Origin of the sequence: Stutzerimonas stutzeri (assembly GCF_002909485.1) — a bacterium.
GTDB lineage: Bacteria > Pseudomonadota > Gammaproteobacteria > Pseudomonadales > Pseudomonadaceae > Stutzerimonas > Stutzerimonas stutzeri_AH.
In genome coordinates this window covers 162,530-188,509 of the sequence record NZ_PPXG01000008.1, presented here as the reverse complement: position 1 = coordinate 188,509, position 25,980 = coordinate 162,530, and the positions used below count along the sequence as shown (strand labels likewise).

The following is a 25,980-nucleotide window of genomic DNA, read 5'->3' as shown; positions in this document are numbered from 1 at the left end:
CCTCGCGGCTGCGGTGGAAAGGGCGACGGCTATCGAAGCGCAAATTTATTCGATAGTTATCCGGATTGATAGTGGAAACTCCATGTTAGAAAGAAGATAACCAAACCGTTTATCGATAACTATCGATCAGAACGCCGGCAATTCCCGTTTCGGTAGGCACGGCGGCAGATACAGACCAAGATACGCATCGAACACTCGCATGCCCTCTTCGGCCATGCGTGGCGTGAGGCTGCCGTAAAGCTGTATGGATCGAGCATAGACGCGGTCGCCAAGTTCCACGGCCATGGCAAACACATCGATGTCATGCGGTAGCGGCGGCAGGGCGAAATGGCGTTCGAACACGGCCTGCATGGCCTGGCCGAGTTCCAGGTCCAGACGTTGATCGGTCTGCGTCACCTCGCCGAGGCCGTGCTGCACGAGGATCAGCTGGCGGGCGGCGCTATCCTGCTCGTAGATCGCCAGCATGCGCTGTTCGATCAGCCGCGACAGGTCTCGCCAGCTGGTCAGTGTCTGGTGATCGATGGGTTGCTCGAGGCTGGCTCTGAACGTCGCGTGCACATCCGCCGTTAGCGCAGCGAGCAGCGCCGGCACGCCGGAGAAGAAGTGGTAGACGGACGAAGGCGGAATGCCGGCGCGCTCGGCCACCGCGTACACCGAAAGCGTCGCAGCGCCCTGCTCGGCGAGCAGTTCGCGGGCGCTGGAAAGAATCTGGCGGATGCGCGCCTGGCTGCTGGCGCGCGGGCGGCGACTGGGCGTCGCGGGGCTGGGTTTGGTCATCGGCCTATTTGATGCCAGCACGGCGGCGGATGCAAACCGCCGTGCCCGCTGCCGCAGCGCTAGACGGTATGCAGATACCAGTTGTACTCAAGGTCCGAGATCGAGTGTTCGAACTCGGCCAGCTCGCTCTCCTTGCAGGCGACGAAAATGTCGATGTAATCGGGACTGATGTAACGCGCCATGATCTCGCTGTCGTCCAGCTCGCGCAGGGCGTCGCGCAGGTTGGTCGGCAGGCTCTGCTCGACCTGCTCGTAGGAGTTGCCTTCGATGGGGGCGTCCGGCTCGATCTTGTTGGTCAGGCCGTGATGCACCCCGGCGAGAATCCCTGCCAGTAGCAGATAGGGGTTGGCGTCGGCGCCCGCAACGCGGTGCTCGATACGAACCGCATCCGGGCTGTCGGTCGGCACGCGCAGCGCCACGGTACGGTTGTCCATGCCCCAACAGGGCGCATTGGGTACGTAGAACTGCGCACCGAAGCGGCGGTAGGAGTTCACGTTCGGGCAGAGGAAGGCCATCGACGCCGCCATGGTCTCCTGCAACCCGCCGATGGCATGGCGCAGTGTCTGGCTTTCCAGCGGGTTGTCGGTGGCGAATATATTGTTGCCATTCTTGTCGAGCAGCGAGATATGCACGTGCAACCCATTGCCGGCCTGGCCCGGGTAGGGTTTGGCCATGAAGGTTGTGTCCATCTCATGGTCGTAGGCGATGTTCTTGATCAGTCGCTTGAGCAGCACTGCGTAGTCGCACGCCTTGATCGGGTCTGCGACGTGATGCAGGTTGACTTCGAACTGCGCCGGGGCGCTTTCCTTGACGATGGCGTCAGCCGGAATGCCTTGCTCCTTGGCGCCTTCGAGAATGTCCTGCAGGCAGTCGACGTATTCGTCGAGATCATCGATCAGGTAGACCTGGGTAGAGTGCGGGCGCTTGCCGGAAATCGGCGAGCGCGGCGGTTGCGGCCGGCCGTTGATGTTTTCCTGATCGATCAGATAGAACTCGAGTTCAAAGGCGGCGCAGATGGTCAGGCCCAGTTCGTCGAACTTGCTTACCACCTGACGCAGCACTTCCCGTGGGTCGGCAAAGAAGGGGTCGCCGTCACGCTCGTGCATCGTCATCAGCAGCTGCGCGGTGGGACGCTTCTGCCAAGGCTCCTTGCACAGGGTATTGGGGATCGGGAAACAGGTGCGGTCGGAGTCGCCAATGTCCATGCCCAGCCCGCTGCTTTCAACAGTGATGCCGTTGATGTCGAGGGCGAACAGCGAAGCGGGCAGGTTGATACCTTTTTCGTAGACCTTGTGCAGGCTGGCACGCTCGATGCGCTTGCCGCGCACGACTCCATTCATGTCGGTGATCAGCAGATCGACGTACTGGATCTCCGGATGTTCCTTGAGAAATGCGTTAGCTTCGTTGAGCTGAACGGCACGCGGCGGGGCCATGATGAATTACCTTAATTGTTAAAAATTTCAATCATCAGATGCTTGTCTGGGAGTCAATCGAAAAGCCAGTTCACTGTCAATAGTAGCCCGCCAGCGCCCCATGAGTGCCCACAATGGGCCTTTTTTGGGGCATCTCGAACGCGCTGAAGGTGTTGCGCGCCGGGCCAATGCTCGGGCTATTGTCTATAAAAATGAACAAGACTACTCTCCGGTATGCCCCATTCGAACGACGAGTATCCCATGTCGCGCAAGCCCCTGATCGGCGTTTCCGCCTGTACCAAGCAGATCGGACACCACAGCTTTCATATCGCCGGTGACAAGTACCTGCGTGCTGCGGCGATCGCCGGTGTGCCGCTGGTGATCCCGGCGCTGGACGAGCTGATGGACCCGGCGACACTTCTAGATAGCTTCGACGGTCTGTTGTTCACCGGCTCTCCGTCGAATGTCGAGCCCCATCATTATGGCGGCCCGCCAAGCGAGGCAGGCACCCATCACGACCCCTTGCGCGACCACCTTACCCTGCCGCTAATTCGTGCAGCTGTCGAGGCAGGCATCCCGGTGTTCGGCATCTGCCGGGGCTTTCAGGAAATGAACGTGGCCTTTGGCGGCACTCTGCACCAGAAGGTTCACGAAGCCGGACCTTACCAGGATCACCGTGAACGTTCGGATGATCCGCTGGAGGTGCAATACGGCCTCAGCCACGCATTGCATGTACAACCTGGCGGGCTGCTCGAGAGGCTGGGGCTACCCGCGCAGATCCAGGTCAACTCGGTACACGGCCAGGGTGTCGAACGGCTCGGTGGCGGTTTGCGCATCGAGGCGCTGGCGCCGGACGGGCTGATCGAAGCGTTTTCCGTCGAGCAGGCACCCAGCTTCGCTCTGGGCGTGCAGTGGCACCCGGAATGGCAGGTTCATGAGCATCCGCACTATCTGACGCTGTTCCAAGGCTTCGCAGAAGCCTGCCAGGCGCGCGCCCGACAACGCTGACGGCCGACCCAGGCGGCCCTCCCCAGCAACTCCGAGGTCAACATGAGTATCCAACTCGACCAGCTCACAGGCTGGCTGAAAGAACACAAGATCACCGAAGTGGAATGCCTGATCAGCGACCTGACCGGGATCGCCCGTGGCAAGATTTCACCGACCAACAAGTTCCTCGGCGAGAAAGGCATGCGCCTGCCGGAGAGCGTGCTGCTGCAGACGGTGACCGGCGATTACGTCGAGGACGAGATCTACTACGAACTGCTCGATCCGGCGGACATCGACATGTTCTGCCGCCCTGACCCTAACGCCGTGTTCCTCGTGCCCTGGGCCATCGAGCCCACCGCCCAGGTGATCCACGACACCTACGACAAGATGGGCAACCCCATCGAGCTGTCGCCGCGCAACATCTTGAAGCGCGTGCTGAAGATGTACGCCGACCGCGGCTGGCAACCCATCGTCGCGCCGGAGATGGAGTTCTACCTGACCAAGCGCTGCGAAGATCCGGACCTGCCGTTCCAGCCACCAATCGGTCGCTCGGGCCGTCAGGAGACCGGCCGGCAGTCGTTCTCCATCGATGCGGCCAACGAATTCGATCCGCTGTTCGAAGACATGTATGACTGGTGCGAGGCGCAGGGCCTGGATCTGGATACGCTGATCCACGAGGAAGGCACCGCGCAGATGGAGATCAACTTCCGTCATGGCGAGGCGCTGCATCTGGCCGACCAGATCCTGGTGTTCAAGCGGACCATGCGCGAGGCGGCGCTCAAGCACAACGTCGCCGCCACCTTCATGGCCAAGCCGATGACCGGCGAGCCGGGCAGCGCCATGCACTTGCACCAGAGCGTCATCGACCTCAAGACCGGGCGCAACATCTTCTCCAATGAAGACGGCTCCATGAGCCAGCTGTTCCTGCACCACGTCGGTGGCCTGCAGAAGTACATCCCCGAGCTGCTGCCGATGTTCGCGCCGAACGTCAATTCGTTCCGCCGCTTCCTGCCCGATACCTCGGCGCCGGTGAACGTCGAGTGGGGTGAGGAAAACCGCACCGTCGGCCTGCGCGTGCCGGATTCCGACCCGCAGAACCGCCGCGTCGAGAACCGCCTGGCCGGCGCCGATGCCAACCCTTACCTGGCTATCGCGGCGAGTCTGCTGTGCGGCTACATCGGCATGGCCGAACAGCTACCGCCAAGCCAACCGGTCAAGGGCCGTGGTTACGAGCGGCGCAACCTGCGCCTGCCGCTGACGCTGGAAGCGGCGCTTGAGCGGATGGAGACCTGTCGCGAACTGGAAAAATACCTGAGCCCGAAATTCATCACCGGCTATGTAGCGGTCAAACGCGCCGAGCAGGAGAACTACCACCGGGTGATCAGCTCCTGGGAGCGTGAGTTTCTCATGCTGTCGGTTTAAAGCCGCTGCAAGCGAGAGCACGCACCCATCGGGTGGATGGCGCTTTTCTCCTCCACCAAACATGCACGCACTTTATCGAGAGGTGACTGATGAGCGATTCGCAAACCCTGCACTGGCAAGCGCTGAGCCGCGACCACCATCTGCCGCCGTTCACCGATTACAAGGCGCTGAACGCCAAAGGCACGCGCATTATCACCAAGGCTTCCGGCGTCTATCTGTGGGACAGCGAGGGGCACAAGATCCTCGACGCCATGGCCGGACTCTGGTGCGTCAATCTCGGCTACGGCCGTGAAGAGCTGGTCGAGGCGGCGACCAAGCAGATGCGCGAGCTGCCTTACTACAACCTGTTCTTCCAGACCGCACACCCACCGGCCGTGGCGCTGGCCAAGGCGATTGCCGACATCGCGCCGGCCGGCATGAACCACGTGTTCTTCACCGGTTCGGGCTCGGAGGCCAACGACACCGTGCTACGTATGGTGCGCCATTACTGGGCGATCAAGGGCCAACCGGCGAAGAAGGTGGTCATCGGTCGCTGGAATGGCTATCACGGCTCGACCATTGCCGGCGCCAGCCTGGGCGGGATGAAGGCCATGCACGATCAGGGCGACGGCCCGATCCCCGGCATCGAACATATCGACCAGCCCTACTGGTTCGGCGAGGGTGGCGACATGAGCCCGGAAGAGTTTGGCGTTCGCATCGCCGACCAGCTGGAGCAGAAGATTCTCGAGGTCGGCGAGGACAAGGTCGCCGCCTTCATCGCCGAACCTATCCAGGGTGCCGGCGGCGTGATCATCCCGCCCGAGAGCTACTGGCCGCGGGTCAAGGAGATCCTCGCGCGCTACGACATCCTTTTCATCGCCGACGAGGTCATCTGCGGCTTCGGCCGCACCGGCGAGTGGTTCGGCAGCGATTACTACGGCCTCGAGCCGGATCTGATGCCCATCGCCAAGGGGCTGACCTCCGGCTACATCCCAATGGGTGGCGTGGTGGTGCGCGACGAAGTGGTGCAGACGCTCAACGAAGGCGGTGAGTTCTACCACGGCTTTACCTACTCGGGGCACCCGGTGGCCGCGGCGGTGGCGCTGGAGAACATCCGCATCCTGCGCGAAGAGAAGATCGTCGAGCGGGTGAAGACGAAAACGGCACCCTATTTGCAGTCCCGCTGGCAGGAACTGCTCGATCATCCGCTGGTGGGCGAGGCCCGTGGCGTGGGCCTGCTCGGTGCGCTCGAGCTGGTCAAGAACAAGAAGACCCGCGAACGCTTTGCCGACCCAGGCGTAGGCATGCTCTGTCGTGAGCACTGCTTCCGCAATGGTCTGGTGATGCGCGCGGTCGGCGACACCATGATCATCTCGCCGCCGCTGGTGATCAGCGAAGAGCAGATTGACGAGTTGGTCGGCAAAGTGCGTCTGTGTCTGGATGCGACGGCCAAGGATGCGCTGGGTTGAGCCATGCGGCAGTCGACGCCAGCTGAGCTAAGGTTGTCGATTGCCACCACGCGCGTTCGGTGTTGAAAAAAAGCCCCTGACCTTGCCAGACTGCGCGCGTGCTGGAGGCCAGACTTGCCGAGGGGTGCGTCGATGCCCGCACACCACCAGGCCACGGCGCTGTTCATGGCCAGTTCCACTGCCCCGACAATTAATGATGACAACAGGAGCTGCACGGATGAAACCCTTCGCCAAGACCCTACTTGCCATGACGCTGGCCGGCACCGTTGCCGGGGCTGCTCAGGCTCAGGAAAAGGTACTGCACGTCTACAACTGGTCCGACTACATCGCCGAAGACACTCTGGAGAACTTCACCAAGGAAACCGGTATCAAGGTCGTCTATGACGTCTTCGACAGTAACGAGGTGCTGGAGGCCAAGCTGCTGGCCGGCAGTTCCGGTTATGACGTGGTGGTGCCGTCCAACCCGTTCCTGGCCAAGCAGATCAAGGCCGGCGTGTTCCAGAAACTGGACAAGTCCAAGCTGCCGAATTGGGAAAACCTCGACAAGGACCTGCTCAAGGCGCTGGAACCAAGCGACCCGGGCAACCAGTACTCGATCCCGTACATGTGGGGCACCATCGGCATCGGCTACAACGTCGACAAGGTCAAGGCAGTGCTGGGCGACAACGCGCCGGTGGACTCCTGGGACCTGGTGTTCAAGCCCGAGAACATCGAGAAGCTGAAGTCCTGTGGCGTCGCCTTCCTCGACTCGCCGACCGAGATGCTGCCGGCTGCGCTGCACTATCTGGGTTATGCACCGGACAGTGGCAAGGCTGACGAGCTGAAGAAGGCCGAAGAGCTGTTCATGCAGATCCGCCCGCATGTCGCCTACTTCCACTCCTCCAAGTACATTTCGGACTTGGCCAACGGCAACATTTGCGTGGCGATCGGTTATTCCGGCGATATCTACCAGGGCAAATCCCGCGCCGAGGAAGCAGCCAACGGCGTAAATGTCGGCTACAAGATTCCGCAGCAGGGCGCCGGCAGCTTCTTCGACATGCTGGCCGTGCCGGCTGATGCGAAGAACGTTGCGAACGCCCACGTCTTCCTCAATTACCTGATGAAGCCGGAAGTGATGGCGTCGATCACCGACTACGTCCAGTTCCCCAACGGCAATGCCGCCGCCACTCCGCTGCTGGATGAGGCGATTCGTACCGACGAAGGCATCTATCCGAGCAAGGCTGTGCTGCAAAAGCTCTACACCTTCCCGGATCTGGATCCGAAGACTCAGCGTGCGATGACCCGCAGCTGGACCAAGATCAAGTCCGGCCGCTGATAAACAGCTCCGGTGCCGGGACACATGATCCGTGCGTACCCGGCCATGGAGGTCGGTCTACCTGACGCAGCTCCAGCTACCTACTGGAGCTGCGCTGCGAGGGACGATAATGCAGGTACCTTTCCCCGCGGCTCCTTGCCCTCGCACCTATTCCTTTACCTTGCGATTGCACGGCAATTGCTGCAAATCTGTTGATTTTCAGAGGTTTTTCCAATAAACAGCCCGCCTTTCCCGCCGGGATCACGCGCGGCCTGTAACAAGAGGGACTCATCCATGCGTTCGACACTCAAGTCGCTGATCGTCGCCGCCGCCGTTACCGGTGCGGCTACCGCCCAGGCCGCCTCTGTGCATATCTACAACTGGTCGGACTATATCGGCGAAACGACGCTGGAAGAGTTCGAGAAAGAGACCGGCATCAAGCCCGTCTACGACGTCTTCGACTCCAATGAAACCCTGGAAGGCAAACTGCTGGCCGGCCGCAGTGGCTATGACGTGGTGGTGCCTTCCAACCATTTCCTCGGCAAGCAGATCCGTGCCGGCGCTTTCCAGGCACTGGACAAGAGCAAGCTGCCAAACTGGGAAAACCTCGACCCGTCGCTGCTCAAGCAGCTGCAGAAGAACGACCCCGGCAACGCGCACGCCGCGCCCTATCTGTGGGGCACCAACGGCATCGGCTACAACGTCGAGAAGGTCAAGGCGGCGTTGGGGGTCGATAAGATCGACTCCTGGTCGGTGATCTTCGAGCCGGAAAACGCCGCAAAATTGGCCAGCTGCGGTATCGCTTTCCTCGACTCGGCCGACGAGATGGTCCCGGCCATGCTCAACTATCTGGGCCTGGACCCCAACAGCGAGAACGCAGCCGACTACCAGAAGGCCGAGGAGAAGCTCCTGGCCGTGCGTCCGCATGTGCGCTATTTCCACTCGTCCAAGTACATTTCCGACCTCGCCAATGGCAATATCTGCGTCGCCGCCGGATTCTCCGGTGACGTGTTCCAGGCTGCAGCGCGCGCCGAGGAAGCCGGCAAGGGCGTCGAGATCGCCTACGCCATTCCGAAGGAGGGTGCCAACCTCTGGTTCGACATGCTCGCCATCCCTGCCGATGCCAGCAACGTCGAGCAAGCCCATGCGTTCATCGACTACCTGCTGCGTCCCGAGGTGATTGCCGCGGTGAGCGACTATGTCGGTTACGCCAACCCCAACCTTAAGGCTGGCGAGCTGATGGACCAGGAGGTACGCGAGGACGTTTCGGTGTATCCGCCGCAGGAAGTGCTCGACCGCCTTTATGTCATGGCCGAGCTGCCGCCGAAGATCCAGCGGCTGACGACCCGTTCCTGGACCAAGGTAAAGTCCGGTAAGTGAACCCCCAAGTCCGTCCCGTTTCGTCTATGGCATCGCCGATGGCGGATCGGAGCGGACCGAACGAGGACGCGCCAGACGGCGCGTTCGTTGCAACGACCAATAGATACCCGGCCCAGGCCGGTCAACCTTTTTCATTTCGGGAGTTCGCGCATGGCCGTTGCCTCCAGCGCCTACAAAAAGGCCCTCAGTGGCCAGAGCAAGAACAAGCAGGTGCTGCTCAAGATCGACCGTGTCACCAAGAAGTTCGACGAAACGGTGGCGGTCGATGATGTCTCGCTGAGCATTCATCAGGGCGAAATCTTCGCACTGCTGGGTGGCTCGGGTTCGGGCAAGTCGACCCTGCTGCGCATGCTCGCCGGCTTCGAACGCCCCACCGAGGGGCGCATCTTCCTCGACGGTCAGGACATCACCGACATGCCGCCCTACGAGCGGCCGATCAACATGATGTTCCAGTCCTACGCGCTGTTCCCGCACATGTCGGTGGAGCAGAACATCGCCTTCGGCCTCAAGCAGGATGGCTTGCCGAAGGAGGAAGTCGAGGCGCGGGTGAAGGAAATGCTCGGCTTGGTGCAGATGACCCAGTACGCCAAGCGCAAGCCGCACCAGCTGTCCGGTGGCCAGCGCCAGCGTGTCGCCCTGGCGCGTTCGCTGGCCAAGCGTCCCAAGCTGCTGCTGCTCGACGAACCGATGGGCGCGCTGGACAAGAAGCTGCGCTCGCAGATGCAGCTGGAGTTGGTGCAGATCATCGAACGTGTCGGCGTGACCTGCGTAATGGTCACCCACGACCAGGAAGAGGCCATGACCATGGCCGAGCGCATCGCCATCATGCATCTGGGCTGGATCGCCCAGGTCGGCAGCCCGATGGACATCTACGAGACGCCGGCGAGCCGCCTGGTCTGCGAGTTCATCGGCAACGTCAACCTGTTCGATGGCGAGCTGATCGAGGACATGGGCGACCACGCCGTCATCGCCAGCCCAGGCCTTGAGAACCCGATTTATGTCGGCCACGGCATCAGTACACGCGCCCAGGACAAACAGATCACCTATGCGATCCGTCCGGAAAAGTTGCTGATCGGCACTGAACTGCCCGAGCTGGAGCGCCCCGGCTATAACTGGGCAAAGGGTGTGGTACACGACATCGCCTACCTCGGCGGTCACTCGGTGTATTACATCAAGCTGCCGTCCGGCGGCGTGTTGCAGGCCTTCATGGCAAACACCGAGCGCCACGTGAAGCTGCCGACCTGGGAGGAAGAGGTGTTCGTCTACTGGTGGGATGACAGCGGCGTGGTGCTGCAAGCATGAGGCGCTCGCCCCTGAATACCGGGCGCCGGCTAGTCATTGGCGTGCCCTTCATCTGGCTGATGCTGTTTTTCCTGCTGCCGTTTGCCATCGTACTGAAGATCAGCTTTGCCGAAGCCGATGTCGCGATACCGCCGTATACCGACATCTTCGCCTATGCCGACCAGCAGCTTCAGGTGCTGATCAACCTGGGCAACTACATCTTCCTAAGTGAAGACGAACTGTATCTGGCAGCTTATCTGGGCTCGCTGAAGATAGCTTTCTTCAGCACGCTGCTCTGCCTGCTCATCGGCTATCCGATGGCCTACGCCATCGCCCGCGCGCGCAAGGATCTGCAGACCGTCCTGCTGCTGCTGATCATGATGCCGACCTGGACCGCCATCCTGATCCGCGTCTACGCCTGGATGGGCATTCTCAGCAGCAATGGTCTGCTCAACAGCCTGCTGCTCGGCGTGGGGTTGATCGACCGACCGCTGCAGATTCTAAATACGGACATCGCCGTGTACATCGGCGTGGTCTATTCCTACCTGCCGTTCATGATCCTGCCGCTCTACGCCAATCTGGTGAAGCACGACCCGAGCCTGCTCGAGGCCGCCTCGGATCTTGGCGCGCGCAATATCACCAGCTTTTGGAAGATCACCGTGCCGCTGTCAAAGAACGGCATCATTGCCGGCTGCATGCTGGTGTTCATTCCGGTGGTGGGCGAATTCGTCATTCCCGAACTGCTCGGCGGCCCTGAGACGCTGATGATCGGCAAGGTGCTGTGGCAGGAGTTCTTCAACAACCGCGACTGGCCGGTGGCCTCGGCGCTGGCGGTAGTGATGCTGGCGATCCTGCTGGTGCCGATCATCTTGTTCAACCGGAACCAAGCCAAGGAACTGGAGGGCAAGCTATGAGGCGCTGGAGCTTTTCCAACCTGATTCTGGTGCTCGGGTTGCTATTCATCTACCTGCCGATGGTGATTCTGGTCATCTACTCGTTCAATGCCTCGCGGCTGGTGACGGTGTGGGGCGGCTGGTCACTGAAGTGGTACGCCGGTCTGCTGGACAACTCCCAGCTGATGGGCGCGGTGATGCGCTCGCTGGAGGTCGCGGCCTATACCGCGGTTGCCGCGGTTGCCCTGGGCACCATGGCCGCCTTCGTCCTCACGCGCATCCCGGTGTTCCGTGGCCGCACGCTGTTCGGTGGCCTGGTCACCGCGCCGTTGGTGATGCCGGAGGTAATCACCGGTCTGTCGCTGCTGCTGCTCTTCGTGGCTATGGCGCAATTGGTCGGCTGGCCGGCACAACGTGGCCTGATGACCATCTGGATCGCGCATACCACGTTCTGCTCGGCCTACGTCGCAGTAGTGGTGATGGCTCGCCTGCGTGAGCTGGACCTGTCCATCGAGGAAGCGGCGATGGACCTCGGCGCGCGGCCGTGGAAGGTGTTCTTCCTGATCACCATGCCGATGATCGCACCCTCGCTGGCCGCTGGCGGCATGCTGTCCTTCGCGCTGTCGCTGGATGATCTGGTACTTGCCAGCTTCGTCTCCGGCCCCGGCTCGACCACCTTGCCGATGGAGATATTTTCCGCCGTGCGCATGGGCGTGAAGCCGGAGATCAACGCGGTGGCCAGCCTGATTCTGCTCAGCGTGTCGCTGGCGACGTTCCTCGCCTGGTACCTCACCCGTCGCGCCGAGAAGCGCCGTATCCGCGCGATGCAGCAGGCGATGGATGAAACCGCTGGCAATCCCACCTGGCGTCAGGTGATCGATAGCCGCAAGGCGCTGGTACCGCCGTCCGCGCATAGCTGACGGCAGGGACAGGCCCGGTAAGGCAACCTGCGAGTGCCGGGGCTGATGCGGAGTTTCGCTCCTTTCGAGCGGCGATGCTCCGTCTGAAGGCCGCGCCGCTGGCAACTTCAACCCTCTGCTGGAGGCCTTTGAAGTTGCCCAAACGCCCTGCCGGGCCGGGGCCGATCTGAAGCGCAGCACGAGCCGCTCCTGGCCCTGGTCCAGTGATCAGGGGCTGGCTCAGCGCTGCGCTTGCTCCTCCCGCAAAGCTTCTTCCACCTCGCGTTCCAGGGCATAGGCTGGGCGCTCAACGGCGCGATAGTCCAGCGTGTAGCGCCGCGCGAACTCGGCGACGCCCCATTCCAGATACTGTTCGACGTGCTTGAGCTCATGGGCCCAGAGGGCGACGTTGTCCTGTGCGTCGCGCTCGTGGCGGAAGACGATCACGTCGATCAACGTAACGGCGTTGACATCCGGATTACGCAGCAAGGTATTGCCGGCGTTCAACGCCATCTCGTCACCGACGCGGTAGTGAGCGGTTTCCAGCACAGCCAGATCGAAGAAGGGCTCGAGTTGCGAGCGGATGTGCAGCGGCATCGGCTCGACGCCGCCGGCGATCAGGCGGTCCCGCGACTGCTGGATCCAGTTCTGCAGCGCCAGCGTGGTCATGCGCTGCATGCGGTCGTATACGGCCTTGGTGTCGGTCGCCGAACCGGGTACGCACAGGCAGGTGCCGCTGAAGCAGATCGGTTGCTGGCCCGGCGGACAGACGATCTGTGCCGAAGCGGGTGTACTGACCAGTGCCACGAGCGCGAGCAACATGGCCATACGGCGAAGAAGCAGGATGCACGACACGCGAAGTCCTCGAAGGCGAGGGCGAGCCCCGGGCCGGTGCGCACTATAGCCGTATGCCCGGAGCTCGCGAAGAGGACCTTCAGATCACCGGCGATGCAGCGCTCACCACGCGCAGAGCCAGCCCCTCATAGGGGTCGAGGTTGAAGGTCAGCTCGCAGTTCTCGGTGAGGTCGCCTTCGACGCGCTCGTGGATGATGTCCACCACCGGGCCGGGCGCGACGCCGGGCAGGCAGACGGTTTCGCTGATGGTCTCGGCGCTGAAGTTCAGCGCGGTTATCTGCACGCCTTTGCCGGCCGGCAGCTCGTGAACCATGATCAGCAGTCCCGGCGCCTGCACATCGGGTATCAGGATCTGCTTGCTCGCGGCGATGTCGTAGGCCTGGCGCACGCTGAGGATGCGCTTGAGCTGGCAGGCGAACGAGCCCGTGGTCTGCAGCTGCTCGGCCAGGCTGCCGTATAGCGAACGCGCCTTCGGCAGCCCTTCTGCAGAGACGGCCGTCTCCGGTGCAAGATCAGCCAGGTCATAGCCGCCGCGGTTGATCCAGCGGGTGTCGCCATCGCCCATCAGGTGCTCGACCTCTTCAGCGGCCAGCGGCAGGGCGCCGACCAGATCCCAACCGGAGAGAGCGAACACGCCGGGCTGCATGGCATTGAACATCACCAGCAGGATATGCAGGCGCTGGACCTGTTCCACTTCCGCCGGCCCGATGGCGTCCAGATCACGGATGTTCAGCGCCGCCGTGATCACGCTCGCAGTCGTGCAGGCAACCCCATTGGTGACGAACTTGAGGTTGTAGGGTGCATGCTCGCCGGTCAGCCGTTCGTACAGCTCCTCGCGGATCAGCTCACGCAGATGCCCGCCAGGAAGCGTCTGGCCCTTGTAGTGGTAATGGTCGTAGGCATGCAGCGTCCAGAAATGCACCAGTTCCAGGGTCAGTTCATCGTGGTTCTGCAGTGCGTGGATCAGCGATGCCGGATCGATGCCGAAGGCGTGCACCTCGCGCAGCATCATGCGCAGGAACTCGGTGTCGCCGGTCACCAGCGCATGGTGGTAGGCCGGGCGGGTGATGAAATCGTAGGACAGGTCGGCGCCACCGTGGGACATGGCAGCAATATCGTCGATGGTCAGGTTCAGTTCCTGGAAGCTGAAACCGCCGGCCTTGCGGATCGCCCCCGCGAGCAGCTGGTTGCCGGTGACCGACAGCGGATGGCCCTCGGACCAGGCAGTGCCTTCGGCGCGCCGTTCGACACCGAGAAAGCCGTTGGCGTCCAGGCGCAGCATGCGCGCCCCGGCCACGTCGATGGCATGCAGGGCATCGCCGATGATCAGCTGCTGAGCAGCAAAAGTCGGGTCCAACCAGTTGAGCGACGGCTGGCCTTCCTTGAAGTAATGCAGGTAGACCCAGCGCCGCACCTTGCCGTCGACCCCGGTGACCTCGCCGGTGACGCTCCAGTCGGTGTCCTTGATGCCAGGCTCGAAGAAAATCACCCGCTGCAGCTGGCCGACGATGTAGTGCTTTTCGTGTAGCCGGTCTACCACCGGCGGCTCCAGGTTGACCGAATCGCGCCCCGCCGGGACATCGGGCAGCATTTCCCAGTCCTCCTCGCGGATCTCCACCATGTGGTAGAGCCCCGGGTAGTCGCCATAGGCCATTTCCGCGAGTCGGAAGTCGGCACCCTTGCCGGTATGCGCCGGAACGATGTCATCGATGACGATGGCGTTGTGCGCGGCGGCGACGCGGCTGAGCTGCAGCATTTGCTCTTCGGTACCCAGCTTCGGGTCGATGTCGAAACTGATGCGGTCGAAGTTGCCATCGATGGTTGGCGTGAACTCGCGTCCGCTCAGGCCGCCGGAGCGCTTCATCGGGCCGTTGTGGATACCCTGCACGCCGAGCTCGGAAAGCGCGCTCCACAGGCGATCATTTCCCAACGTCTCGAGCACCGAGCAGCCCTCGGGAGTGATGATCGCCGCCGGGTAGGCGGTGAACCACACCGAGCCGATGGCGCTGGCATCACGCGGGCGAGATTGGGCATAAGGCCGCTGCCAGAGCCGCGCCTGGCCGGCGTAAAGGCGCGACCGCTCGCGGGCCGCGTGCAACATGGACTGGTCGACCAGCCACTGGATATAGCTATTGTCTGGAGTAGTCATTCGACGTCGGTTCCCGCTGCGCTAAGGGAATAAATGTAGTCGTTTGAGTCGAGCGTCTCGGCATCGTTGCATCGAATTTGCCCGAACCGAGACTGCCGCTGCCTGGGAACCGAGCCACAGCTGGCGCCTCGAAATGCCCAGGCGATAGCATCCGCTACCCTACTGCCAGCCAATCGTGGAGTTTCGATAGTGCGTCTTCCCCTGCTTTCCGCGTGGCGATCGTTGTCCGGTTTCGGCCTGCTGCTGGGCACGCTGTTCTTTTGCGCGGCGCTGACGCCTTCGCTGGTGCCACGCTCGACCCTCAGCCAGGGCGTGCTGGCCGGCGCGGCACTGGCGGTCGGCTATGGCCTCGGTGTGCTCTGGCGCTGGCTGTGGCGCTATCTGGACCTACCGGAGCGGCCGGAGCACCTGCGCGAACGGGTCAATCTGGTGATTGCCGGCGTCTGCGTGCTTCTGGCGGGCTACTTTCTCAGCCAGGTCGCCGGCTGGCAGAACGCGGTTCGCGCTCTGATGGGTATGCCTCCGGTGAGCAGCGCGCACCTGATCGAGGTCGTCCTCACCGCGCTGGCGACCTTTCTCATTCTGCTGACGCTGGCACGTCTGTATCGGTTGGTGTCGCGTTTCGTTTCGCGCCATGCCGACCGCATCCTGCCGCGCCGGGTGGCCAATGTCATCGGCGTGCTGGTGGCGCTGGCGCTGTTCTGGTCACTGGCAACCGATGTTCTGGTGGCACAGACGCTGCGGGTGCTGGATGCCTCGTTCGCCCAGTACGACGCACTGATCGAGCCGGAAACGGCGCCGCCCGATTCGCCACTGAAAAGCGGCAGTGCCGCCTCCGCGCTGCGCTGGGAAGAGCTGGGCCGCACCGGTCGCGGATTCATCGGCTCCGGTCCTTCTGCGGCAGATATCTCAGCTATCAGCGGCCAGCCCGCGCTGGAGCCGATCCGCGTCTACGTCGGCCTGCGTGCGGCCGAAACGCCGCGCCAGCGCGCCCGTCTGGCGCTTAGCGAACTGCAGCGCAGCGGCGCCTTCGAGCGCTCGGTGCTGGTGGTGGTGACACCGACCGGTACCGGCTGGATCGATCCCGCGGCAATGAACGCCGTCGAGTATCTGCACCACGGCGACATCGCCAGCGTGGCGTTGCAGTATTCCTACCTGAACAGCCCACTGGCGTTGCTGGTAGAGGCCGACTACGGCCGTGATGTTGCCCGCGCATTGTTCGCCGAAATCTATGCCTACTGGACGCAGCTGCCACCCGAGCGCCGACCGCGTCTGTATCTGCACGGGCTGAGCCTCGGCGCCCTGCATTCGCAACGCTCGTGGGAACTGCACGAGCTGCTCGGCGACCCCATCCATGGTGCACTGTGGAGCGGACCGCCGTTTCGCAGCGACCTGTGGCGCAGCCTCACCGACAGTCGCAACGAAGGCAGCCCGGAGTGGCGCCCGCAGTTCCGCGATGGCCGCTTCGTGCGCTTCATGAACCAGCAGGGCACACCAGAGCCCGCCGATGCACCCTGGGGGCCGATGCGCCTGCTCTATCTGCAGTATGCCAGCGACCCCATCACCTTCTTCGACCACCGCTATGCCTGGCGCCGGCCGGATTGGCTGGCCGAGCCGCGCGGGCCGGACGTGTCGCCGTCGCTGCGCTGGTTTCCGCTGGTGACGATGCTGCAGCTCGCCGTGGACATGGCGGTGACCACACCGACGCCGCCCGGCTATGGGCACGTGTACGCGCCGGCCGATTATGTCGATGCCTGGTGGATCGTCAGTGCCCCGACAGGCTGGAGCGAAACCGCGCTGCAGCGACTGAAGCAGCATCTGGCCCATGAGCTGGCCAGCGCCGCCGGGGAGGACAGCGAAGAAGCCGCCTACGGCAACCGCGGTGGCTGAGCTGCACGCGCAGTTCGTGCCCCGGCACGCCGTGGTCGACCCCGCAGCCGACGCCAACCCAGCAGCACGCCGCTGATGGCGATCACCAGCATGCCGCCGCTGAACGCCAGCAGCAGGCCGTCGCGCAGCAGCGGCCGTTGCAGCAAGGGCAACCAGTCCCAACTGTGCAGCAGCTTGAACACCCAGCGCACGGCACGCCGACGCTGGTCCAACCGCTCGATCACGGTGCCGCTGTAGGGGTCGATATGCAGCCAGGTCGCAGCCGGGTCGTCGAAGCGTACCCGCAGCATCGGCAGCCGTCGCGGCAGATGGCTGTAGAGGCTGGGTTCGCCGCGGGCGTAGTAGTGGAAGTCTTCCTGCTCGATCCATTCGAAGCGCAGTTGCTGTTTGGGCCAGGCCTGGCGGACCTCGCGCTCCAGCAGGGCGCGCTCAAGGCGTTCCTGCGCCGGCCCGGCGGATGCTGCGGGCAGAATGCGCGTCTTGCCCCTGGCATCGAGGCCGACCAGATAGGGCTGCTCGCCGAGCATCTGCCACTGCAGCTCCACCGCTTCGATACCAGCCGCGCGGAATCGCGGCAGTACGGAGGCAAGATCCGTATCCAGCGCTTCGGCATTTAGCGGCGCTTGCCGTAGCGCGACGGCATCGATGGTCGAACGTTTCTCGAACAGACCCCAGGGCTCCATCGACAGCATGCCGCTGACCAGCCAGACCAGCAGCACGACGCCGACCAGCAGCCCGCCGACGTGGTGCACGCGGCCAGCGCCGACCGGGTAGGGCGACCGCGAGCCGCTGCGGTAACGCCCGGCGAAGCGCCAGCGCAGCAGCCCGATCAGCATGCCCAGCAGCACCAGCACCGCGGCGAGCAGCGCACCGTAGACCAGCGCCACTGACCAGACCGCCTTGGGTAGCGCCTCACGCAACGGATAGAGCCAGTGCAGCCACGCGCCCAGCAGGTTCCAGGTACGCTCGTGGGCAGTGGCGTCGCGAACCACCAGCCCGGTATGGCTGGAGACGTACAGCAGTCGGCCTTCGTTATCGTCCGCCTGCAGACGATACAGCGGCCGCTCGCGGGCCAGAGCGTGGTTACGCGTCCAGGCGTCTTCCTCGACCCGATCGAGCAGTCGCACCTCGGCGCCACCAGCGAACTGCCGCGCACTGGCCAGTGCCTCGGCGGCGGCTATGTGCTCGATGCGCTTGCCACTGCGCGCATCGACCGCCAGCAGCGGGCCGTCGCCGTAATCCAGCAGATAGCGTGGCCCGCCGCCGGCGCCCGTCAGGCGCAGGCTGAGCGGTGTACGCGGGTCATCGCTGGCCGCGAGTGCCACGCCTGGTGCGATGCAGCAGCCAGCACTCAGCGGCTTCAGGCGTGACAGATGCTCTTCTGGTGTCAGCTTGGGATAAGCGACAAAGAGCATCACCACGCCGCTGACGATCCAGAGCAGGACGAAGAGGCCCAGCCCAATGCCCAGCCAGCGATGCGCCAGGTAAAGATAGCGTTTCATGCCGGTCAGAAGTCCAGAGTCACGGCTGCGTATAGCGCCCGGCCGGCACCCGGCGCATGCAAGGTCTCTGCGCCGTCGTACCAGACGTACTCGTAGTAGCGATCGGTGAGGTTTTTCAGCTGCAGGTCGAGCCCCAGCTGGTCGGTCAGCTGATAGCTGGCGCCCAGGTTAAACAGCACGTAGCCGCCGTACTTGCCCTCGGTGTTTTCCCGCTCCAGGTAGTAGTCGGTCTGGCCGTTGAGCCACCCGCTGAACTGCAGCGCAGGCGTTGCCTGGTAGGTGGCTCCGGCCGAGTAAAGCCGCTGCGGCACGTGGTCGATCTCCTGGCCCTGGCTGGCCGGCAGGCTAGGGTCAGCCTTCTCGATTTCCGAGAACTGCCAGGAGTGGGCCAACCACAGGCTCAAGTCGGTATTGGGATAGAGGTTCAGCTGGGCGTCGTAGCCCCAGCGGCGTGTTTGCCCGAGGTTCTCCGACTCGCCGCTGGGGTCGTTGAGCCGGCGCCTTACCTCGTCCGAGGCCACCTGCTCCCAGTAAGCGATGCGGCCGTCGATCCAGTGGGCCGGGCTGAACTTGATACCGGTCTCCCAGCCATCGTTGATCGACGGCGCCAGATCGCTGGTGCGTGGCGGCACCTTGTAGGCAGCCGCGCCGGTGCCGATCTGGAAGGTCCGGCCCCAGTTGCCGTAAAGGCTAAGCTGCTCAATGGGGGTGTAGATCAGACTGATCTTCGGCTGCTCGATGCTGCCGTAGTCATTGATCGCGTAATCGTTTCCGCTCAACTCGTCGGTGTAGTCGCCGCGGATGCGATCGACCCGAAACGCCGGGATCAGCTTCAGCGATTCGACCGGCTGGATGACCGCCTGCAGGTAGGCACCGTAGCTGTTGTAGTCGAAGCGCTGGTCGCGGGTCTGTGTCACGACTTGGCGCTCGATGGTGGTGTAGCGTTCGCTGCGGTTGCGCTGCTGTTCGGTGTCCAGGCCACCTTCGAGGGCCAGATCGTAAAGCCAGGACACGTCCGGACGGTAGGTCAGCGAGGTGCGCGCACCATAGTGCTTCTCCTCGGTGGTGCGGCGCTGTTGCGGCTGTGCCTGGGAAAAACGCACCCAGCGGTCATCGTCCAGGGTGTTGAGCCAGACCTTGGTTGCCCACGACAGATCGCCCGTCAGCTCGCTGTCCAGATGCAGGCTGAGCTGGTTCATGCGCCGTTCACCCATGTCGCTGGCCGACAGCGCGTAGGACTGCCTTGGGGAATGCCGCGCATCCTCGCGGGACAGATAGCCGGGCTCGTCCGCCTCGGCCTCGTAGTGTCTGGCGATCAGGCCGAGGCGCCAGCTACCGGCATCCGGCGTGTAGAACCATTTGCCGGACAGGCTGGTGCGCTCGCTGCCGGCGTGGTCGCGGTAGCCGTCGCTTTTCTGCTGGCCGATGAAGTAGTTCTGCGTCCAGTTGCCGATTTCGATGCCCTTGGCCAGCTGCAGCTCCTGGGTGTCGTAGCTGCCGTAGCGCAGCCGCGCCTTGCCGTAGTCGCCGCCAATACGCGACTGCACCGCGACATTGCCGGCGATGTTGTACATGCCGTAGCGCGGATCGTTGGTGCCACGCACCACCTCGATACCATCGATTTCCAACGGGAACAGCATGTCCAGGTAAGGCATGTTGCCGTCGTTGCTATTGCTCGGGATGCCATCGATCAGCAGCTTGACCGCGTTGACCTCACCTTCGCCATTGAAGCCACGAAAGGACAGCTTTCCGGAGCTGGTGCCCTGGCCGAATTCGGTGAGCATCACCCCCGGCGCGCGACGAAACAGCTCCCAGCTGTAGAGCACCGGTTGTTGTTCGAGGATGTCACCGCCGAGCAGATCGACCGAACTGATCACGCTGCTGGTCGGCAGGCCGCCACCCGACTGGGTGGCGGTGACGGTGCTGCTGCCCAGCGACAAAGCGGAGGCGGCGCTATCGGCAAGACTTGCCGGCAGATGAACAGCGGACAGGGCCGCGATAAACAGACGGGGCAGCGCAAAGCGCCTCCGAGGGCGCGCAGAATGGTCGAGCATCTCGCATGTTCCTTGTGCAACAGGCATGGCCATACGGCGCGTAGCCGCAGGCAGACGCCAACACGCAACCATCGGCTGGTGCAGGCAGTTCAGGCGTGGCAACGAGGGGTGACGCCAGCGGCGTCAGGCGAGGGGAGAGGCGCGAGGATTGAGGGCCGGCCACTGTTGCCGTGGCGACGGTCGATGGGCGCGAGCTTCGACAACGAGCACCAGACGCCCGCGAATTTCTTGCGGCAACAGCGGTGATGCACCGGGCAACACTGCCAGGCCAATCGAGCCGGCGCAGCAGCAGCATGGGGGCATCCCGCCATGCGTGCCCGGCTCATGCTCGCCATGGGCTGCTGACCCGTGCAGCGCGTGTGACTGCTGGACCTGCGCCTGCATCAGCGGACAATGGCCGCTCCAGCCGAGCAGGCGTTTGCTCTCCGCTGGCAACATGCCCGACAGCGGCATGCTCAGCAGATGGATCAGCAGGGCGAGGCTGGCGAGCCAGGCGGGGAGTCGGCGGCAGTTCATCGGCAGTCCGATAGGGCGCAGTTGCGAATGGCGTTCATGGTAGGAACGACTATCAGCAAAAAGAGTTGCGCAAACTCAAGATTGTTCGTCAGTCGCGTCGCTACTCGCTGCCGGCGCAACACGCCAGGCAGCGAGGGCAGCAGAATCAGCGGGCTTCGAGCAGGGCCTGGGCCGCGTCGGCGGGCTGGCCGGCCAGCTGGCGCTGGGTCTGTTTCTGTTGCTTGTAGGCCAGTGCAGCGGCGGGCACCGGTGTCACGGTGCCGGTTTCCAGCCACTTCTTCAGGCGGTTGGCGTCGGCCATATGAGTGTATTTGCCGAACGCGTCGAGGACCACGAATGCCACGGGGCGTTGCTTCATGGTGGTGCTCATCACCAGGCAATGACCGGCGGCGTTGGTAAAGCCGGTCTTGCTCAGCTGAATGTCCCAGTTGTTCTTGCGCACCAGCGCGTTGGTATTGCGAAAACCCAGGGTGTAGTTCGGCTTGCGGAAGGCCACTGTCTTCTCGTCGGTGGTGCTGAACTGTTGGATCAGCGAGTACTGACGGCTGGCGCGGATCAACTTGACCAGATCATTGGCGCTGGAGACGTTGCGCTCCGAGAGGCCGGTCGGCTCGACGTAGTGCGTGCGGGTCATGCCCAACGCCCGCGCCTTGGCGTTCATCGCCTGGATGAACGCCGGGTAACCGCCCGGATAGTGGTGGGCGAGGCTCGCGGCTGCGCGGTTCTCGGAAGACATCAGGGTCAGCAGCAGCATCTCGCGGCGGCTGATCTCGCTACCGATGCGCACGCGGGAGAACACGCCCTGCATTTCCTTGGCATCGCGGATGGTAATCGGCAACGCCTGATCCAGCGGCAGCTTGGCGTCCAGAGCCACGATAGCGGTCATCAGCTTGGTCACCGAGGCGATTGGCACGACCATGTCGGGATTGCTGGAATAAAGGATCTCATTGGTATTCAGATCGACCAGCAGCGCACTGCCGGAAGCGAGTTCCTGGACGGTCGGCTTGGCGGCCTGGGCATGGATAGCCGGCAACGAGGCCAGGCAGGCGAACAACACGCTGGCGAGGGTACGACGAAAGTTCACGATGGGTTTTTCCCCGCGATGGTAGGGCGAAATGCGCTGAATGCGACGTGGTAGACGTTACGCCAGTATAGGGAATCGCCCGCAGACTCGCCTCTTCCCGATGAACGGTTCGTCGGAAGTAGCAGGGCCGGAGCAGCCGTGCGCCGATCCGGCCGGCGTCGCACTCGAAAATCGGACCGCACCTCTGCCTGTTTTCGGAGTCAAACAACCACACTTACCGAGGGGAGGTCATACCATGTCCCGTTTCAGCCGCAAATCCACCACCCGCGAAGAAGTCCAACACGAGATCGACAGCCTGATGCGTGCGCTCGATGAGCTCAAGCACGATGCCGCCCACGATTCGCGCAAACGCCTGAGTGCACTGCGTTCGCGTGCCGAGTCGCTCTGGCACGACAACGACTGGGACGAGCATTACGCCGACCTGTCCAAGCGCACCCGTGAGGCCAGCCGCGCCGCACGCGAATGCGCCAAGGAGCATCCGCTGGGCACCTTGGCCTTGGCCGCCGGCGCCTTTGCCGTGATCGGTTATTTCATCACTCGACGCTAATCCGCGACCGTCATGCTCAACGCAGAAACGTCACGGTTGAAGTTCGCTCTCTATGGCGCGCATGACGACCTGGGGAACGCGCTGCTGGTGGAGCTACTCAGCCGCCAGCATGAGGCCGTGGCGCTGCTCGAGGATCTCAATTCGATATCGGCCCGGCCAGGTCTGCGGACCAAGCCGGGCGATCCGTTCGATGCAATGCGCGTCAGCGAGAGCGTGGCCGGAATGGACGCGGTTATCTGCCTGTTCCAGACACCTCGTCTGCCGGCTGCCGACGCTGTTACTGGCGAGTCGCCCAGACGGGATTTCTACCAGGCCGTAGAGTCGCTGTTAATCGGGCTGGAGCGCGCCAAAGTAAAGTGCCTGGTTCTGATTGCCGACTTTCCGGCGATCGAGCTGCAGCCAGAGGTCGAAGCGGCGCTGCAGCGGCTCGTTAACCATCCGCTGCACTGGACGTTGGTGGATGCCCCTTCAGCGGGCAATCAATTGAGCGTCGAAGCGTTGGCCGAAGCCGCTGGCAAGGGCGAAGCCAACCCATATCGGGAATTGCAGCGCATCGCCGCCGGCATCGTCGACGAACTGGAACGCCCCCAGCACATCCGTCAGCGCATCCACTTCAGCGGCTAGCGCAACTGACGGCGCAGCTCACTCAGCACTGGCCCAGTGTCTGGGCGCACGCCGCGCCAGAGTTCGAAGGCTTCCGCCGCCTGCTCCACCAGCATACCCAGACCATCACGGGTGGTCGCACCCAGCGCGGCGGCCCAATGGCAGAACGCCGTGGGCTTGGCCGCGTACATCATGTCGTAGCAGAAGGTATGACCTGGCTGGATCAGGCTGTCGGCCAGCGGTGGCAGTTCGCCGCCGAGGCTGGCCGAGGTGCCATTGATGATCAGGTCCACCGGCGCGGCGAGATCGGCGAATGTACTGGCGGACAGCGAGCCCAGTTCAGCGAACTCCTGTACCAGCTGTTCAGCCTTGCTCGGTGTGCGGTTGGCGATGATCAGCGCGGCGGGCTTCTGCGCCAGTAACGGCTCGAGAACGCCCCGTACCGCACCGCCGGCGCCCAGCAGCAGAATGCGCCGACCGGCCAACGTCACGCCGGCATTCAGTAGATCGCTCACCAGCCCGGCACCGTCGGTGTTGTCACCGAGCAGGCGCCCGCCATCGAGCTTCTTCAGGGTATTCACCGCGCCGGCACGGCGCGCGCGCTCGGTCAGCTGATCGGCCATCCGGTAGGCCTGTTCCTTGAACGGTACGGTGACATTGGCCCCCAGGCCGTCATGAAAGAATGCACGCGCGAACGCAGGGAAGTCATCCAGGGGCGCCAGCAGCGCCTCATAGCTGAGCACTTGGCCGGTCTGCACCGCGAACAACGCGTGAATCTGCGGTGACTTGCTGTGGCCGATGGGGTTGCCGAAGACGCCGTAGCGGTCCATCCAATACCTCTGCATCAATCTGTTCTGAGGGCGTTGCGGGCAGGCAAGGCGCGCCGAACTAGGCCTGCTCGGCAAGCCAGTCGCGGTCCTGCAGGAAGTACTCGGTCAGCCGCGCTTCCGGCGAGCCCGGTTCGGGATGCTTGTCGTAGCCCCAGGCCACTTGCGGCGGCAGCGACATCAGGATGGATTCGGTACGCCCGCCCGACTGCAGGCCGAACAGGGTGCCGCGGTCGTAGACCAGGTTGTACTCAACGTAGCGGCCGCGGCGCAGCAGCTGAAACTGCCGCTCGCGCTCGCCGAACGGCGTGGCCTTACGCCGCTGAACGATGGGCAGGTAGGCGTCGAGGTAGGCGTCGCCGACTGCGCGCATGAAGGCGAAACTGGTGTCGAAATCCCACTGGTTCAGGTCGTCGAAGAACAGGCCGCCGACACCACGCGGTTCGTTGCGGTGCTTGATGTGGAAGTAGCGATCGCACCATTCCTTGTAGCGCGGATAGACATCCGCACCGAACGGCGCGCAGGCATCCCGCGCGACCCGGTGCCAGTGCACGCAATCTTCTTCGGCGCCGTAGTACGGAGTCAGGTCGAAGCCGCCGCCGAACCACCAGACTGGTTCCTCGCCTTCCTTCTCGGCGATGAAAAACCGCACGTTGGCGTGGGAAGTCGGCACGTAGGGATTGTGCGGGTGGATCACCAGCGACACACCGAGTGCCTCGAAGCCGCGCCCGGCCAACTCCGGCCGATGCGCGCTGGCCGACGGCGGGAGGCTGTCGCCATGCACGTGGGAGAAGTTCACCCCGCCTTTCTCGATCAGCGCACCGTTCTCGATCACCCGGGTCCGGCCACCGCCGCCGCCGGGTCGCGTCCAGGCATCTTCGGCGAAGCGCGCGCCGCCGTCTTCGGCCTCCAGCGCAGCGCAGATACGGTCCTGCAGATCGAGCAGATAGGCTTTGACGGCTTCGGTCCTGTGGTTCACGAAATCACCTTGCGAATGACCGCACGCAGCCTTGAGGCAAGGCTGAGCGGTGCTTGAAACGGGGTCGGCCGGCAAGCATAGCATCCAGCCGATTGACGAACGCAGCCCCGACGGGTTGGATAGGCGCTCTTTCAATGACCAGGAGCCAGACATGTCCCAGCGCATTCAATTCAGCCGGCACGGCGGTCCGGAAGTTCTGGAACAGGTCGATGTGCCGCTCAGCGCGCCGGCTGCGGGTGAAGTGCGAGTGCGCAACCATGCCATCGGCCTGAACTTCATCGACACCTATTTCCGCGGCGGTCTGTATCAACCGCCGAGCCTGCCATCCGGGCTGGGCACCGAGGGTGCCGGCGTGGTCGAAGCAGTGGGCGAGGGCGTGCAGAACCTGCAGCCGGGTGACCGGGTCGCCTACGCCACCGGCCCGCTGGGCGCCTATGGCGAGCATCACACGCTGCCGGCACGGCATCTGGTCAAACTGCCGGATTCGATCAGCTTCGAGCAGGCCGCCGCGGTGATGCTCAAAGGCCTGACCTGCCAGTACCTGCTGCGCCAGGTCCATCCGTTGCAGACCGGCGAGATCGTGCTGTTCCATGCCGCGGCAGGCGGCGTCGGGTCCATCGCCTGCCAGTGGGCGCGAGCCCTGGGCGCTCAACTGATCGGCGTGGTCGGTTCCGCGGAGAAAGCCGAGCGGGCAAAGGCCCTGGGTGCCTGGGCCACGATCGATCGCACCGGTGAAGACGTGGTGCAGCGCGTTCTGGAGCTCACCGACGGCAAGAAGTGTCCGGTGGTCTATGACTCGGTGGGAAAGGACAGCTGGGAAACATCGCTGGACTGCGTCGCCCCGCGCGGCCTGCTGGTCAGCTTCGGCAACGCGTCCGGCGCCGTCACCGGGGTGAATCTGGGCGTGCTGGCGCAGAAAGGCTCGCTGTTCGTCACCCGGCCGACGCTGGCCGGTTACGCCGACACACCGGAGCGTCTGCAGGCCATGGCCGACGAACTGTTCGAGATGATCGGCAGCGGCAAGATCCAGGTCGAGATCGGCCAGCGCTACGCACTCAGCGATGCCGCCGAAGCGCAGCGCAAGCTGGCGGCAGGGGAAACCACCGGATCGACCATTCTGCTGCCCTGATGGGTTGCCGACTGCTCCACTATGATGCGGACTGGAGCAGCCGTGCAGAAAA

22 protein-coding genes are annotated in these 25,980 nt (G+C 63.5%); 12 read left to right on the top strand and 10 right to left on the bottom strand.

Annotated elements, in window-relative coordinates:
- Positions 1 to 126 precede the first annotated feature (126 nt).
- Together CXK91_RS18835 and CXK91_RS18830 are read right to left on the bottom strand one after the other, a co-directional pair.
- Positions 127 to 777 carry a TetR/AcrR family transcriptional regulator gene (locus CXK91_RS18835; RefSeq protein WP_103457593.1) on the bottom strand — a complete coding sequence of 217 codons (651 nt, stop codon included), beginning with the start codon at positions 775 to 777 and terminating at the stop codon, positions 127 to 129.
- A 59-nt stretch (positions 778 to 836) separates the two neighbouring features.
- The gene (locus tag CXK91_RS18830; protein ID WP_003282369.1) at positions 837 to 2,210 is read right to left on the bottom strand and encodes a glutamine synthetase family protein; all 1,374 of its coding nucleotides are present in this window, start codon (positions 2,208 to 2,210) and stop codon (positions 837 to 839) included.
- A gap of 240 nt (positions 2,211 to 2,450) precedes the next feature.
- Between CXK91_RS18830 and CXK91_RS18825 the strand changes: the two genes are divergently transcribed.
- From CXK91_RS18825 to CXK91_RS18790, 8 genes are all read left to right on the top strand, one after another.
- Positions 2,451 to 3,197 (top strand): gamma-glutamyl-gamma-aminobutyrate hydrolase family protein, encoded by a 747-nt coding sequence (locus tag CXK91_RS18825; protein ID WP_103457592.1) that lies wholly within the window; start codon positions 2,451 to 2,453, stop codon positions 3,195 to 3,197.
- A gap of 42 nt (positions 3,198 to 3,239) precedes the next feature.
- Positions 3,240 to 4,598 (top strand): glutamine synthetase family protein, encoded by a 1,359-nt coding sequence (locus CXK91_RS18820; RefSeq protein WP_103457591.1) that lies wholly within the window; start codon positions 3,240 to 3,242, stop codon positions 4,596 to 4,598.
- An 89-nt stretch (positions 4,599 to 4,687) separates the two neighbouring features.
- Positions 4,688 to 6,046, top strand: coding sequence for an aspartate aminotransferase family protein (locus CXK91_RS18815; RefSeq protein ID WP_103457590.1), 1,359 nt, complete (start codon positions 4,688 to 4,690; stop codon positions 6,044 to 6,046).
- A gap of 217 nt (positions 6,047 to 6,263) precedes the next feature.
- A complete protein-coding gene (locus CXK91_RS18810; protein ID WP_103457589.1) occupies positions 6,264 to 7,361 on the top strand; it encodes a polyamine ABC transporter substrate-binding protein in 1,098 nt (365 codons plus the stop codon).
- A 273-nt stretch (positions 7,362 to 7,634) separates the two neighbouring features.
- A complete protein-coding gene (locus CXK91_RS18805) occupies positions 7,635 to 8,720 on the top strand; it encodes a polyamine ABC transporter substrate-binding protein (RefSeq protein WP_103457588.1) in 1,086 nt (361 codons plus the stop codon).
- A gap of 150 nt (positions 8,721 to 8,870) precedes the next feature.
- Positions 8,871 to 10,022 carry a polyamine ABC transporter ATP-binding protein gene (gene potA, locus CXK91_RS18800; RefSeq protein WP_103457587.1) on the top strand — a complete coding sequence of 384 codons (1,152 nt, stop codon included), beginning with the start codon at positions 8,871 to 8,873 and terminating at the stop codon, positions 10,020 to 10,022.
- Between the two features lie 11 nt (positions 10,023 to 10,033).
- Positions 10,034 to 10,915 carry an ABC transporter permease subunit gene (locus CXK91_RS18795; protein ID WP_181003984.1) on the top strand — a complete coding sequence of 294 codons (882 nt, stop codon included), beginning with the start codon at positions 10,034 to 10,036 and terminating at the stop codon, positions 10,913 to 10,915.
- Positions 10,912 to 11,814 carry an ABC transporter permease subunit gene (locus CXK91_RS18790; protein ID WP_103457585.1) on the top strand — a complete coding sequence of 301 codons (903 nt, stop codon included), beginning with the start codon at positions 10,912 to 10,914 and terminating at the stop codon, positions 11,812 to 11,814. Before CXK91_RS18795 ends, CXK91_RS18790 begins: the two co-directional genes overlap by 4 nt.
- 219 nt (positions 11,815 to 12,033) lie before the next feature.
- On the opposite strand, the gene CXK91_RS18785 is transcribed toward CXK91_RS18790, so the two are convergent.
- Both CXK91_RS18785 and treS read right to left on the bottom strand, forming a co-directional pair.
- A complete protein-coding gene (locus CXK91_RS18785; RefSeq protein WP_256055787.1) occupies positions 12,034 to 12,615 on the bottom strand; it encodes a DUF4157 domain-containing protein in 582 nt (193 codons plus the stop codon).
- 112 nt (positions 12,616 to 12,727) lie between these two features.
- A complete protein-coding gene (gene treS / locus CXK91_RS18780; protein WP_103457583.1) occupies positions 12,728 to 14,797 on the bottom strand; it encodes a maltose alpha-D-glucosyltransferase in 2,070 nt (689 codons plus the stop codon).
- A gap of 186 nt (positions 14,798 to 14,983) precedes the next feature.
- Between treS and CXK91_RS18775 the strand changes: the two genes are divergently transcribed.
- Positions 14,984 to 16,687: an alpha/beta hydrolase gene (locus CXK91_RS18775; RefSeq protein ID WP_103457680.1), complete on the top strand. Its 1,704-nt coding sequence runs from the start codon at positions 14,984 to 14,986 to the stop codon at positions 16,685 to 16,687.
- On the opposite strand, the gene CXK91_RS18770 is transcribed toward CXK91_RS18775, so the two are convergent.
- From CXK91_RS18770 to pbpG, 4 genes are all read right to left on the bottom strand, one after another.
- The gene (locus CXK91_RS18770) at positions 16,666 to 18,189 is read right to left on the bottom strand and encodes a sodium:proline symporter (RefSeq protein WP_103457582.1); all 1,524 of its coding nucleotides are present in this window, start codon (positions 18,187 to 18,189) and stop codon (positions 16,666 to 16,668) included. The genes CXK91_RS18775 and CXK91_RS18770 overlap by 22 nt on opposite strands.
- A 5-nt stretch (positions 18,190 to 18,194) precedes the next feature.
- On the bottom strand, positions 18,195 to 20,243 hold the full coding sequence (locus tag CXK91_RS18765) for a TonB-dependent receptor (RefSeq protein WP_103457581.1): 2,049 nt from the start codon (positions 20,241 to 20,243) through the stop codon (positions 18,195 to 18,197).
- A 123-nt stretch (positions 20,244 to 20,366) separates the two neighbouring features.
- Complete coding sequence (locus CXK91_RS18760; RefSeq protein WP_103457580.1) at positions 20,367 to 20,759, bottom strand: DUF2946 family protein; 393 nt, start codon at positions 20,757 to 20,759, stop codon at positions 20,367 to 20,369.
- A gap of 145 nt (positions 20,760 to 20,904) precedes the next feature.
- Complete coding sequence (pbpG, locus tag CXK91_RS18755; protein ID WP_103457579.1) at positions 20,905 to 21,843, bottom strand: D-alanyl-D-alanine endopeptidase; 939 nt, start codon at positions 21,841 to 21,843, stop codon at positions 20,905 to 20,907.
- Between the two features lie 235 nt (positions 21,844 to 22,078).
- Between pbpG and CXK91_RS18750 the strand changes: the two genes are divergently transcribed.
- Both CXK91_RS18750 and CXK91_RS18745 read left to right on the top strand, forming a co-directional pair.
- Positions 22,079 to 22,390 (top strand): DUF883 family protein, encoded by a 312-nt coding sequence (locus tag CXK91_RS18750; protein WP_103457578.1) that lies wholly within the window; start codon positions 22,079 to 22,081, stop codon positions 22,388 to 22,390.
- Between the two features lie 12 nt (positions 22,391 to 22,402).
- Positions 22,403 to 23,014 carry an NAD(P)-dependent oxidoreductase gene (locus CXK91_RS18745; protein WP_103457577.1) on the top strand — a complete coding sequence of 204 codons (612 nt, stop codon included), beginning with the start codon at positions 22,403 to 22,405 and terminating at the stop codon, positions 23,012 to 23,014.
- Here the strand turns inward: CXK91_RS18745 and aroE are convergent.
- Together aroE and hemF are read right to left on the bottom strand one after the other, a co-directional pair.
- The gene (gene aroE / locus CXK91_RS18740; RefSeq protein WP_103457576.1) at positions 23,011 to 23,823 is read right to left on the bottom strand and encodes a shikimate dehydrogenase; all 813 of its coding nucleotides are present in this window, start codon (positions 23,821 to 23,823) and stop codon (positions 23,011 to 23,013) included. The genes CXK91_RS18745 and aroE overlap by 4 nt on opposite strands.
- Positions 23,824 to 23,881: 58 nt before the next feature.
- Positions 23,882 to 24,799: an oxygen-dependent coproporphyrinogen oxidase gene (gene hemF, locus CXK91_RS18735; protein WP_103457575.1), complete on the bottom strand. Its 918-nt coding sequence runs from the start codon at positions 24,797 to 24,799 to the stop codon at positions 23,882 to 23,884.
- A 151-nt stretch (positions 24,800 to 24,950) separates the two neighbouring features.
- On the opposite strand from hemF, the gene CXK91_RS18730 reads away from it, so the two are divergent.
- The gene (locus tag CXK91_RS18730; protein WP_103457574.1) at positions 24,951 to 25,928 is read left to right on the top strand and encodes a quinone oxidoreductase family protein; all 978 of its coding nucleotides are present in this window, start codon (positions 24,951 to 24,953) and stop codon (positions 25,926 to 25,928) included.
- Positions 25,929 to 25,980: the final 52 nt, after the last annotated feature.

Coding starts and splice junctions, on each gene's coding strand:
- treS (WP_103457583.1), bottom strand. CDS start 14,797: ATGACTACTCCAGACAATAGCTATATCCAGTGGCTGGTCGACCAGTCC.
- CXK91_RS18835 (WP_103457593.1), bottom strand. CDS start 777: ATGACCAAACCCAGCCCCGCGACGCCCAGTCGCCGCCCGCGCGCCAGC.
- CXK91_RS18815 (WP_103457590.1), top strand. CDS start 4,688: ATGAGCGATTCGCAAACCCTGCACTGGCAAGCGCTGAGCCGCGACCAC.
- CXK91_RS18750 (WP_103457578.1), top strand. CDS start 22,079: ATGTCCCGTTTCAGCCGCAAATCCACCACCCGCGAAGAAGTCCAACAC.
- CXK91_RS18730 (WP_103457574.1), top strand. CDS start 24,951: ATGTCCCAGCGCATTCAATTCAGCCGGCACGGCGGTCCGGAAGTTCTG.
- CXK91_RS18820 (WP_103457591.1), top strand. CDS start 3,240: ATGAGTATCCAACTCGACCAGCTCACAGGCTGGCTGAAAGAACACAAG.
- CXK91_RS18765 (WP_103457581.1), bottom strand. CDS start 20,243: ATGCTCGACCATTCTGCGCGCCCTCGGAGGCGCTTTGCGCTGCCCCGT.
- CXK91_RS18810 (WP_103457589.1), top strand. CDS start 6,264: ATGAAACCCTTCGCCAAGACCCTACTTGCCATGACGCTGGCCGGCACC.
- CXK91_RS18770 (WP_103457582.1), bottom strand. CDS start 18,189: ATGAAACGCTATCTTTACCTGGCGCATCGCTGGCTGGGCATTGGGCTG.
- CXK91_RS18760 (WP_103457580.1), bottom strand. CDS start 20,759: ATGAACTGCCGCCGACTCCCCGCCTGGCTCGCCAGCCTCGCCCTGCTG.
- aroE (WP_103457576.1), bottom strand. CDS start 23,823: ATGGACCGCTACGGCGTCTTCGGCAACCCCATCGGCCACAGCAAGTCA.
- CXK91_RS18790 (WP_103457585.1), top strand. CDS start 10,912: ATGAGGCGCTGGAGCTTTTCCAACCTGATTCTGGTGCTCGGGTTGCTA.
- CXK91_RS18745 (WP_103457577.1), top strand. CDS start 22,403: ATGCTCAACGCAGAAACGTCACGGTTGAAGTTCGCTCTCTATGGCGCG.
- CXK91_RS18785 (WP_256055787.1), bottom strand. CDS start 12,615: ATGTTGCTCGCGCTCGTGGCACTGGTCAGTACACCCGCTTCGGCACAG.
- CXK91_RS18805 (WP_103457588.1), top strand. CDS start 7,635: ATGCGTTCGACACTCAAGTCGCTGATCGTCGCCGCCGCCGTTACCGGT.
- CXK91_RS18830 (WP_003282369.1), bottom strand. CDS start 2,210: ATGGCCCCGCCGCGTGCCGTTCAGCTCAACGAAGCTAACGCATTTCTC.
- CXK91_RS18825 (WP_103457592.1), top strand. CDS start 2,451: ATGTCGCGCAAGCCCCTGATCGGCGTTTCCGCCTGTACCAAGCAGATC.
- potA (WP_103457587.1), top strand. CDS start 8,871: ATGGCCGTTGCCTCCAGCGCCTACAAAAAGGCCCTCAGTGGCCAGAGC.